General features: G+C 33.1%; 13 protein-coding genes. All 13 read left to right on the forward strand.

Features of this window, described 5'->3' with window-relative positions:
• The first annotated feature begins 9 nt into the window (after positions 1–9).
• The 13 genes from OU788_RS02090 (at position 10) to OU788_RS02150 (ending at position 10,474) form a co-directional block, all read left to right on the forward strand.
• Positions 10–342 carry a cupin domain-containing protein gene (locus tag OU788_RS02090; RefSeq protein WP_274633623.1) on the forward strand — a complete coding sequence of 111 codons (333 nt, stop codon included), beginning with the start codon at positions 10–12 and terminating at the stop codon, positions 340–342.
• A gap of 2 nt (positions 343–344) precedes the next feature.
• On the forward strand, positions 345–1,010 hold the full coding sequence (gene deoC / locus OU788_RS02095) for a deoxyribose-phosphate aldolase (protein WP_274633624.1): 666 nt from the start codon (positions 345–347) through the stop codon (positions 1,008–1,010).
• A gap of 175 nt (positions 1,011–1,185) precedes the next feature.
• The gene (gene deoD / locus OU788_RS02100) at positions 1,186–1,884 is read left to right on the forward strand and encodes a purine-nucleoside phosphorylase (RefSeq protein WP_274633625.1); all 699 of its coding nucleotides are present in this window, start codon (positions 1,186–1,188) and stop codon (positions 1,882–1,884) included.
• Positions 1,885–1,935: 51 nt separating this feature from the next.
• Complete coding sequence (gene hemN, locus OU788_RS02105; RefSeq protein WP_274633626.1) at positions 1,936–3,297, forward strand: oxygen-independent coproporphyrinogen III oxidase; 1,362 nt, start codon at positions 1,936–1,938, stop codon at positions 3,295–3,297.
• Positions 3,298–3,410: 113 nt separating this feature from the next.
• Complete coding sequence (gene ccoS / locus OU788_RS02110; RefSeq protein WP_274633627.1) at positions 3,411–3,578, forward strand: cbb3-type cytochrome oxidase assembly protein CcoS; 168 nt, start codon at positions 3,411–3,413, stop codon at positions 3,576–3,578.
• Positions 3,579–3,604: 26 nt separating this feature from the next.
• On the forward strand, positions 3,605–5,806 hold the full coding sequence (gene ccoN / locus OU788_RS02115; RefSeq protein WP_274633628.1) for a cytochrome-c oxidase, cbb3-type subunit I: 2,202 nt from the start codon (positions 3,605–3,607) through the stop codon (positions 5,804–5,806).
• Between the two features lie 5 nt (positions 5,807–5,811).
• Entirely contained in the window at positions 5,812–5,979 is a 168-nt protein-coding gene (locus tag OU788_RS02120) for a cytochrome c oxidase subunit IV (protein ID WP_028892889.1), read from the forward strand.
• Positions 5,980–5,993: 14 nt separating this feature from the next.
• Positions 5,994–6,545 (forward strand): cbb3-type cytochrome c oxidase N-terminal domain-containing protein, encoded by a 552-nt coding sequence (locus OU788_RS02125; RefSeq protein ID WP_274633629.1) that lies wholly within the window; start codon positions 5,994–5,996, stop codon positions 6,543–6,545.
• The gene (locus OU788_RS02130; RefSeq protein WP_274633630.1) at positions 6,508–6,885 is read left to right on the forward strand and encodes a c-type cytochrome; all 378 of its coding nucleotides are present in this window, start codon (positions 6,508–6,510) and stop codon (positions 6,883–6,885) included. The genes OU788_RS02125 and OU788_RS02130 overlap by 38 nt, the downstream gene beginning before the upstream one ends.
• Before the next feature lie 35 nt (positions 6,886–6,920).
• The gene (ccoG, locus tag OU788_RS02135) at positions 6,921–8,342 is read left to right on the forward strand and encodes a cytochrome c oxidase accessory protein CcoG (protein WP_274633631.1); all 1,422 of its coding nucleotides are present in this window, start codon (positions 6,921–6,923) and stop codon (positions 8,340–8,342) included.
• A 65-nt stretch (positions 8,343–8,407) separates the two neighbouring features.
• Positions 8,408–8,854 (forward strand): FixH family protein, encoded by a 447-nt coding sequence (locus tag OU788_RS02140; RefSeq protein ID WP_274633632.1) that lies wholly within the window; start codon positions 8,408–8,410, stop codon positions 8,852–8,854.
• Positions 8,854–9,552 (forward strand): sulfite exporter TauE/SafE family protein, encoded by a 699-nt coding sequence (locus OU788_RS02145; protein ID WP_274633633.1) that lies wholly within the window; start codon positions 8,854–8,856, stop codon positions 9,550–9,552. Before OU788_RS02140 ends, OU788_RS02145 begins: the two co-directional genes overlap by 1 nt.
• 85 nt (positions 9,553–9,637) lie before the next feature.
• Complete coding sequence (locus OU788_RS02150; RefSeq protein WP_274633634.1) at positions 9,638–10,474, forward strand: universal stress protein; 837 nt, start codon at positions 9,638–9,640, stop codon at positions 10,472–10,474.
• Positions 10,475–10,498 lie beyond the last annotated feature (24 nt).

Here is a 10,498-nt window from a genome sequence, read left to right on the forward strand (position 1 = left end):
ATTTAAAATATGAAAACAGCAGCATTTTTAGAAAACTTAGAGTACAATGAAGAAAAGGTAGCTGTTTCTTTATTGTTAGAAACCGATTTTTCCAAAGAAATTAGAATAGTTTTTAAGAAAAATCAGGTAATGAAAGATCATAAAGCACCTTATCCAATAGTTGTTCAAGTACTGAAAGGAAACATAGATTTTGGTGTAAACAATGAAGTAAAGAGGTTAAATTCAGGAGATATGATTTCTTTAGAAGCAAAAATTATACATAACTTAACTGCTTTAGAAGACAGTGTTGTGCGTTTAACCTTATCCAAATCAGATTCAGTAAACAGAGTTAAAGAAGTTTAGTTATGAGGCTGAATAGATACATAGATCATACGTTGTTGAAAGCTACAGCGACAAAAGCAGATATCGTTAAGCTTTGTAATGAAGCTAAAGAATATAATTTTTTTGCAGTTTGTGTAAATGGTTGTTATGTAGAATTAGCAGCAAAAGAGTTACAGGAAACAGAGGTAAAAGTAGCTGCGGTTATTGGTTTTCCGTTAGGAGCAATGACTACCGAAGCGAAAGTTTTTGAAGCTAAAGATTGTATAAAAAATGGAGCATCAGAAATTGATATGGTTATCAATATAGGAAAGCTATTAGAAGGAGATGAAAAATATGTTGAAAAAGAAATCCGATTGATTAAAGAAGCGATAGGAGAAAACACTTTAAAAGTGATTTTTGAAAATTGTTATTTGTCAAAAAAACAGATAAAAACAGCAAGTAAGTTAGCTGTAAATGCAGGTGCTGATTTTGTGAAAACATCAACGGGCTTTGGAACAGGAGGAGCAACTTTTGAAGATGTAACTATCATGGATAGTGTGGTAGATGGAAAAGCTCAAATAAAGGCAGCAGGAGGAATTAGAGATATAGAAACTGCACTGAAGTATATAGCAATGGGAGTAACACGTTTAGGAACTTCTTCTGGAGTTTCATTAATAACAGAAGGAACTGCTGATAAAGATCAATATTAATAGGAATTTGAAAACGAAAAGTGAAAAGTGAAAAATGTAAAACTAAAAGTGAAAAGTTACAAGTGCGTATAGCCTACAGCATATAGCTTACAGCTTTCAGCCAAAAGTAATCTAACAATCAAATAATCCAAATATCTAAGCACCCAAGTATCCAAACATCTAAAAATCTAAAATAATGAGCGTACATATTGAAGCAAAAAAAGGAGAAATAGCAGAAACTGTTTTATTACCAGGTGATCCTATGCGAGCAAAGTGGATTGCAGAAACATTTTTAGAAAATCCAGTTTGCTATAATGATGTTCGAGGTATGTTAGGATTCACAGGAACTTATCATGGAAAGAAGATTTCTGTACAAGGAACAGGAATGGGAATTCCTTCAGCGTTAATCTATGCTCATGAATTGATTACTGAGTACGGAGTTAAAAATTTAATTCGAGTAGGTTCAGCAGGTTCTTATCAAAAGGAAGTAAGAATTAGAGATATTGTTATAGCGATGGCGGCTTCAACCAACTCAGGATTAAATACGATTCGTTTTAACGGAGCCGATTATGCGCCAACGGCGAGTTTTGAGTTGTTTCTAAAAGCTATTGAAGTAGCAAAAGAAAAAGGAATTCAGTTAAAAGCAGGGAATATTTTAAGTTCTGATGAGTTTTATGCTGATGAATTTGAAAGCTATAAAAAATGGGCAGATTACGGTGTGCTGTGTGTTGAAATGGAAACAAACGGATTGTATACCGTTGCTGCTAAACACAAAGTAAACGCATTATCAATCTTAACTATTTCAGATAGTTTGGTTACAAAAGAAAGAACAACTGCCGAAGAAAGAGAGCAAACTTTTAAAGAAATGATAGAAATTGCTTTAGAATTGGCTTAATGTCAGTTCGAGTGATTTTGTAGAAGAATGAAACAAAATAGTATCGAGAACATGAATTCACTTATTCAAAAATATAACATTCCAGGACCAAGATATACGAGTTATCCAACTGTTCCGTATTGGGACAATGAAACTTTTTCAAAGGAGAAATGGATAGCAACGTTTAAACAATCGTTTATAGAAAGTAATTCTACAGAAGGAATTAGTTTATACATTCACTTACCGTTTTGTGAAAGTTTATGTACGTTTTGTGCGTGCCACAAACATATTACAAAGCGTCATGAAGTTGAAGATCCGTATATAGAAACGGTGTTAAAAGAGTGGCAATTGTACGTTGATTTGGTAGATGAAAAACCAATAATAAAAGAAATTCATTTAGGAGGAGGAACGCCAACGTTCTTTTCTGAAACACAATTAAAAAGATTGATTGATGGAATTTTTATGAATGCTGAAAAACATCCTGATCATGAATTTAGTTTTGAAGGGCATCCGAACAATACTACGAAAGAGCATTTACAGACATTGTATAATTTAGGGTTTACACGTGTAAGTTTTGGAGTGCAAGATTACAATCCGAAGGTACAAGAAGCAATCCACAGAATTCAACCATTTGAAAATGTAGAGAAAGTACATAATTGGGCAAAAGAGATAGGATATACTTCTATCAGCCACGATTTAGTGTTTGGTCTTCCGTTTCAAACGAAAGAAAATGTAATTTATACCATTAATAGAACCAAAGAACTACAACCTGATAGAATTTCGTTTTACAGTTATGCGCATGTGCCGTGGGTAAAAGGAGTAGGGCAACGTGGATTTAATGAAAACGATTTACCTAAGAATGAAGAGAAACGAGAGTTATATGAAATAGGTAAGGAGTTATTTGCGGAAATGGGCTATGTTGAAATAGGGATGGATCATTTTGCATTACCAACAGACAGTTTATACAAAGCGACCGAAGAGAAAACTTTACACCGTAACTTTATGGGATATACCGCTAATAAAACTCAGTTAATGATTGGTTTGGGTATGTCGGCAATTTCAGATTCTTGGTACGGATTTGCGCAAAATGTGAAAACGGTAAAAGAATATGAAAAAGTAGTTAACGAAGGCGAGATTCCTGTGTTTAGAGGACATATTTTATCCGAAGAAGATTTAATTATTAGAAAACATATTTTAAATATTATGTGTCATTTTTCTACTTCGTGGAAAGAAGATTCATTAAAAATTGAAAATGTAGAAATGTACATAGAAAAGCTAGAAGAAATGATAGCTGATGGATTGGTGTCTGTTGAAGGAAGCGAGTTGATAGTACCTGAAAAAGCAAGACCGTATGTGCGAAATATTTGCATGGCTTTCGATAAAAAATTACATGAAAAACAACCAGAAACAAAGTTGTTTTCAATGACTATTTAATGAAAAATATTAAAAGAAGGTTATCTTTTTAAAAAAAGATTCAAATATGATAAATGTCATATTTTAAGAAAATCTTCACAATTATCTTTGAACTACAAATTATCAGGCAAGATATGAGCGTTATTTATTTACTACTTACACTAAGTATTTTAGTGGCTATTATTTTCTTTATAGCATTTATTGTTTCAGTAAAAAATGGGCAGTACGATGATTCGTATACGCCATCGGTTCGCATGTTGTTTGATGATGAATTGGTAAAAGAAGACAATATTAACAACTAACAATAGATATTAAATTCAAATAGATTATGGAAATGCAACAATTTTATTACGATAATAAGATCGTAAAAAAATTCATCTACGCAACCTTACTATGGGGAATAGTAGGTTTTTCAGTAGGATTGTTATTGGCTTTTATGTTTTTATTCCCAAATTTAACTGACGGTATTTCGTGGTTAAGTTTCGGACGTTTAAGACCATTACATACCAACGCAGTAATTTTCGCTTTCGTAGGAAATGCCATTTTTGCGGGAGTGTATTACTCATTGCAGCGATTACTGAAAGCGCGTATGGCGAGTAATTTTTTAAGTAACTTTAACTTTTGGGGATGGCAGTTAATTATTGTTGCAGCAGCCATAACACTTCCGTTAGGGTATACAACTTCAAAAGAATATGCCGAATTAGAATGGCCAATTGATATTGCCATCGCACTAGTTTGGGTAGCTTTTGGCGCTAACATGATTTGGACAATCTTACAAAGAAGACAACGTCACTTATATGTAGCCATTTGGTTTTACTTAGGAACTTTTGTAACCGTAGCAGTATTACATATATTTAATAGTTTAGCATTACCAGTAAACTTTATGAAGAGTTACTCTGTGTATGCAGGGGTGCAAGATGCACTGGTACAATGGTGGTACGGGCATAACGCCGTAGCATTTTTCTTAACAACTCCGTTCTTAGGATTAATGTACTACTTTGTTCCTAAAGCGGCTAATCGTCCGGTATATTCATATAGATTATCTATTGTACACTTCTGGTCGTTAATTTTTATCTACATCTGGGCAGGACCTCACCACTTATTATATACATCTTTACCAGATTGGGCACAAAACTTAGGAGTAGCATTCTCTGTAATGTTAATTGCACCATCTTGGGGAGGTATGATCAACGGATTATTAACACTTCGTGGAGCTTGGGATAAAGTAAGAGTAGATCCAGTATTAAAATTCATGGTAGTTGCAATTACAGGTTATGGTATGGCAACTTTTGAAGGACCAATGTTATCGTTAAAGAATGTAAACGCAATTGCACACTTTAGTGATTGGATTATTGCTCACGTACACGTAGGTGCCTTAGCATGGAACGGATTCTTAACTTTCGGTATGTTATACTGGTTAGTACCAAGAATGTTCAAAACAAAATTATACTCTACAGCATTGGCTAACTTCCACTTCTGGATTGGAACTTTAGGTATCATCATGTATGCATTACCAATGTACGTAGCAGGATTTGTGCAAGCTTCAATGTGGAAACAATTTAACCCAGATGGAACCTTAACCTACGGAAACTTCTTAGAAACAGTTAACGAAATCATTCCAATGTACTGGATGCGTGCTATTGGAGGAAGTTTATTTATCCTAGGAGCATTCGTAATGTTATACAACATTATTAAAACTGTAAAATCTGGTACTGGAGTTACTGATGAATTAGCAGAAGCACCAGCATTAACTAAAGTTTCTAAGCACAGAACTTCAAATGAAGGATGGCACACTTGGTTAGAAAGAAGACCTGTAAAATTAACTATTTATGCTACTGTAGCTATTTTAATTGGAGGGATTGTACAAATTATACCAACATTATTAGTAAAATCTAATATTCCAACAATAACAAGTGTACAACCATATACACCGTTAGAATTAGAAGGTAGAGATATTTATATCCGTGAAGGATGTGTTGGATGTCACTCACAAATGGTACGTCCATTCAGATCAGAAGTAGAGCGTTACGGAGAGTTTGCCAAGGCAGGAGAGTTTGTATATGATCATCCATTCTTATGGGGTTCTAAACGTACAGGTCCAGATTTATTAAGAGTTGGAGGTAAGTATAACGATAGTTGGCACTTAAACCACATGTACGATCCACAAAGTACATCACCAGGATCTATCATGCCAGCATACCAATGGTTAGTAAGAGATGAGTTAGATAAGAGTGATACTGAAAGAAAAATGAAAGCAATGGTAAGTTTAGGAGTTCCATATACTGATGAAGATATTGCCAATGCACAAGCAAGTATGGATGCTCAAGGAGCGAAAATTCAAGAGAATTTATACGCAGACCCTGATTTCAAAGCAAACTATGAAGCAGATAAGAAGTATGCTCAAGAAAACGGACAGACTTTCATTGAAATGAAAGATAGAGAAATCGTAGCCTTAATCGCTTATTTACAAAGATTAGGTACCGATATAAAAGTAAAAGATGTTGAAGATCAATTAAGCGCTAAAAACTAGAAATTATGTTAAAGTTTGTAAAAAACCATATGGAAACAATTGCAGGTATTGAAATATACCCAATTATTTCACTAACCATATTCTTTACATTTTTCGTAGTGTTATTTTGGTGGGTATTTACAGCCAAGAAAGAATATATAAGTAGTGTAAGCGAATTACCTTTAGATAATTAGTAAAATTAAACAAGATGAAAAAATATTTTCAATCTATAGTATATATCATTTTTGTTGCAGTAACCTTTTTTGCTATTGCTACTGCAATTAAATCATACCAAAATCCATTTAGTCTGTATGAACATCCATTAGTTTGGATAGCAATTGTAGGACTTATAACTGTTGTAGTTTTAAAAGAAGCTTTAAACATTGTAGCGCAACAAAGAGCAGAGCAACTTCAAATGGAAAAGGACGGAGTTAAACCAGAAGAAGTTGATAACTGGGCTTGGGCTAAAAAACTTATTAGTAAGTGGACAGAAGCTAAGGCAATTGAGCAAGAAGATGAAATTATTCTTGATCATAACTATGATGGAATAAAAGAGTTAGATAATAACTTACCACCATGGTGGTTGTATATGTTCTATGCAACAATCATTTTTGCAGCGGTGTACTTAGTAAGATATCATGTATTAGGTGCAGATAACCAAGAGATGGAATATGCGCAAGCAGTTGCTGAAGCTAAAAGAGAATTAGCAGCGTTTAAATCGATTGGCTACCGTTTTAACCGATGCTGGAGATTTAAGTAGAGGTAAAGCAGTATATAATCTAAACTGTGCAGCATGTCACGTTGCTGATGGTGGTGGTGGTATCGGACCAAACTTAACCGATGAATACTGGATTTTAGGTGGTGGTATGAAAAATATTTTCAACACTATTGCTAATGGAGGTAGAGACGGTAAAGGTATGGTAGCTTGGAATAAAACATTAAAACCTGCTGATATTCAAAAAGTGGCAAGTTATATTATATCTATGCAAGGAACCACTCCTGCAAAGCCAAAACCACCACAAGGAGAATTATATAAAGAAGAAGGAGTAGCTCCTGCTGTAGCTAAACCTGATGAACAACCAAAAGACAGCATTCAATAAATAATTAGTTACAAATTAGTTTTTAATAGTTGATTATGGAAACACCCAAAAACGAACAATTTAGAGATAGTATAGGCACTATAAATGAAGAAGGTAAAAGGGCTTGGGTGTTTCCAAAAAAACCTAGCGGTAGGTTTTATAAATATAGGAGTTACGTAAGTTATTTTTTATTAGCATTTTTACTATCAGCTCCTTTTATAAAAATAAACGGAAACCAATTTTTACTATTTAATGTTCTAGAACGTAAGTTTAACATTTTTGGTTTCCCTTTTTGGCCACAAGATTTCCATTTAATGGTAATTTCAATGATAATAGGAGTGGTGTTTATCATTCTGTTTACCGTTGTTTTTGGTCGAATTTTCTGTGGATGGATTTGTCCGCAGACCATTTTCTTAGAAATGGTGTTCAGGAAAATAGAATATTTAATTGAAGGAGATAGAGGAAAACAAATACGTTTAGCTAAACAACCTTGGAATGCAGAAAAAATTAGAAAGAGAGTTTTAAAATGGATTATATTTTTTATCATCTCTTTTATTATAGCCAATGTATTCTTAGCCTATTTAATAGGAAGCGATAAATTAATAAGTTACATAACAAGTAACCCGTTAGATAATATTAGTACCTTAATTTCACTATTAATATTTACAGGAGTATTCTATTTTATATTCGCTTGGTTTAGAGAGCAAGTATGTATTATCGCTTGTCCTTATGGTAGATTACAAGGAGTACTGTTAGATAATAAAACGATAAATGTTGCTTACGACCACGTAAGAGGTGAAGGAAAAACAGGAAGAGGAAAGTTCAATAAAAAAGAAGACAGAGCAGCATCAGGAAAAGGAGATTGTATCGATTGTTTTCAATGTGTACATGTATGTCCTACAGGAATTGATATTCGTAACGGAACACAATTAGAGTGTGTAAACTGTACAGCCTGTATCGATGAGTGTGATCACATGATGGAAAAGGTAGGCTTACCTAAAGGATTGATTCGCTACGCAAGTGAAGAAAACATTGTAACAAAAGCACCTTTTAAGTTTACAGCAAGAATGAAAGGATACTCAGCAGTATTATTCATTTTAGTCGGAATTTTAGTTGGAATGCTGTTTTTAAGAAATGATGTTGAAGCTACAATTTTACGTTTACCAGGACAATTGTATCAACATAAAGAAAACGGAATCATCAGCAATATTTACACTTTTAAAGTTGTAAATAAAACAACAAAAGAAATTGATGATGTTAGTTATAAACTGTTATCTCATAAAGGAAAAATAGAAACGGTAACACATCAAAGTTTTGAAGTTCCTAAGCAAGGATTGGCAGAAGGTACGTTGTTTATAGAGCTACATCAATCAGAAATGAAAGATGAAAAAGAAAAACTAAAAATTGGAGTATATAGTGGTGATAAACTTATTGAAACAACTACTACCAACTTTTTAGGACCAAGAAGTTATAGATAAATTGGTCGAAAATAAATAGAATTAATGCTAAAAGCCAAAAGCTAATAGCAAAAAAATAAAATAAAATGAAACTAAACTGGGGCACGGGTATAGTAATAGCAATTGTAGGATTTATAGGGTTTATCATGTATTTCGTAGTAACGATGAGTACAGGTAAAAACTTTAATCACGATTTAGTAACAGAAAAGTACTATCAACAAGAGTTGGAAGTTCAAAATCAAATTAATGCTACTAAAAATGCAAAAGCGCTAAAAGAAAATATTAAAATAGAAAGAGTAACTGAAGGAATTAAAGTCCATTTTCCAACGGACTTTAACCCTAAAGATATAAAAGGAAAAGTGTTCCTATACAGACCATCTGATAAACAATTGGATTTCGAAATGCCTATTTCGCTTTCCGAAACATATTTGCTCGTGCCTGAGAACCGTTTGTTGGGTGGTCGTTGGAACATAACCGTTTCCTGGAACTACAAAAGTAAAGATTATTTATTTCAGAAAGAATTAGTTTACTAATGTTTCTTTCAGCAATTATTTTTGGGCTATTAGGAAGTTTTCACTGTATAGGAATGTGCGGACCTATAGCCTTTATGTTGCCAGTTGATAGAACAAACAAAGTAAAACAGTTCTTTCAAATAACAAGCTACCATTTAGGGCGCCTATTTACCTACAGTTTAATAGGTTTGTTGTTTGGGTTATTAGGAAAAGGATTTTACTTTTTCGGATTTCAACAACAACTTTCAATCATCGTAGGTGTTTTAATGATTCTAGTAATCTTATTACCTAAAACTTTTCAAAAGTATAATTTTTCAACACCTATTAATAAATTGGTAATGAAAGTAAAGTCTTCTTTAGGAAAAGAGCTAAAGAAAAATGGAAATGACACTTTTTTTACCATAGGTTTTTTAAACGGATTGCTTCCTTGCGGATTGGTATATATGGCTGTTTTTGGAGCGTTAACTACTAATAACATGTTATCAGGTAGCTTATACATGTTTCTTTTTGGCTTGGGAACCGTTCCTTTAATGACAGCGGTGGTGTATGTAGGTAATTTTGCTAATGGTTTGGTAAGAAAAAGAATTCAACAAGCCATACCTTATGTGGTTGTTTTTATAGGAATCTTGTTCGTATTGAGAGGGTTAGGTTTAGGAATTCCTTATGTATCTCCATTACCAGTTACTGAATTACATAATTCGGTAGAAGGTTGTCATTAAGAGCTTTACTGATAAAAATCATGGTTTAAATGAGAAAGTTTAGGTAACTTTATAAAGTGTATTAAACTTTAAAACTAAAAGAACCATGAAAAAAATAATTGTTCCTGTTGATTTCTCTGAATATTCTGAAAAAGCGTTACAAACTGCGGTGTTTTTTGCAAAAGAAACCAAGGCAGAAATCGTAGTTGTGCACATGTTAGAGCTTTCAAATGCTGTACTTAGTCAGTCAGAAAGTTACATACAGCAAGAAATGTTGTTCTATTTAGAGTTAACAGAGAAAAAACTCGCTGAGTTTTTAAAAAAGGATTACCTATCTGGTGTGAAAATAACACCAATTATCAAGCATTTTAAAATCTTTAGCGAAATAGATCTTTTAGCTAGAGAAGAAAAAGCAGATTTGATCATAATGGGATCTAAAGGAGTTAGCGGATTAAAAGAAATGTTTATAGGTTCTAACACCGAAAAAGTAATTCGTTATGCTCATATTCCTGTGCTAGTAATTAAAGAAAAACCAATAACCGAAAAGATAGAAAAGGTGCTGTTTGCTTGTGATTTTTCTGACGATGATATACAACCTTACATGCAGGCTAAAACTTTCTTTAACGGTCTTAAAACAGAGGTGGAATTAATATATGTAAGTACTCCTACATCTAAGTTTAAAAGCACAAAAGAGCTAGAAGAAAGAATGGAGCGATTTTTTAAACAAACCAACGAAAGTGTTGAGGAAGGAATGAAAAAAGTGAAAATTGTTTCAGATTATTCAGTAGAAAGAGGTGTGTTTTATTATGCTGATAAAATAGATGTTGATGTGTTAGTTGTAGCAACACATGGAAGAAAAGGTGTAGCTCACTTTTTTGAAGGAAGTATTTCTGAAGACATTGCAAATCACAGTAAATTACCAGTAATGTCTTTTAAGATATAAGGATGTAAATAGAAATTAAAAAGC

This window comes from Tenacibaculum sp. L6, from assembly GCF_028823685.1.
GTDB lineage: Bacteria > Bacteroidota > Bacteroidia > Flavobacteriales > Flavobacteriaceae > Polaribacter.

Coding starts and splice junctions, on each gene's coding strand:
- ccoS (WP_274633627.1), top strand. CDS start 3,411: ATGAGCGTTATTTATTTACTACTTACACTAAGTATTTTAGTGGCTATT.
- OU788_RS02125 (WP_274633629.1), top strand. CDS start 5,994: ATGAAAAAATATTTTCAATCTATAGTATATATCATTTTTGTTGCAGTA.
- ccoG (WP_274633631.1), top strand. CDS start 6,921: ATGGAAACACCCAAAAACGAACAATTTAGAGATAGTATAGGCACTATA.
- OU788_RS02150 (WP_274633634.1), top strand. CDS start 9,638: ATGAAAAAAATAATTGTTCCTGTTGATTTCTCTGAATATTCTGAAAAA.
- ccoN (WP_274633628.1), top strand. CDS start 3,605: ATGGAAATGCAACAATTTTATTACGATAATAAGATCGTAAAAAAATTC.
- deoC (WP_274633624.1), top strand. CDS start 345: ATGAGGCTGAATAGATACATAGATCATACGTTGTTGAAAGCTACAGCG.
- OU788_RS02145 (WP_274633633.1), top strand. CDS start 8,854: ATGTTTCTTTCAGCAATTATTTTTGGGCTATTAGGAAGTTTTCACTGT.
- deoD (WP_274633625.1), top strand. CDS start 1,186: ATGAGCGTACATATTGAAGCAAAAAAAGGAGAAATAGCAGAAACTGTT.
- hemN (WP_274633626.1), top strand. CDS start 1,936: ATGAATTCACTTATTCAAAAATATAACATTCCAGGACCAAGATATACG.
- OU788_RS02120 (WP_028892889.1), top strand. CDS start 5,812: ATGTTAAAGTTTGTAAAAAACCATATGGAAACAATTGCAGGTATTGAA.
- OU788_RS02140 (WP_274633632.1), top strand. CDS start 8,408: ATGAAACTAAACTGGGGCACGGGTATAGTAATAGCAATTGTAGGATTT.
- OU788_RS02090 (WP_274633623.1), top strand. CDS start 10: ATGAAAACAGCAGCATTTTTAGAAAACTTAGAGTACAATGAAGAAAAG.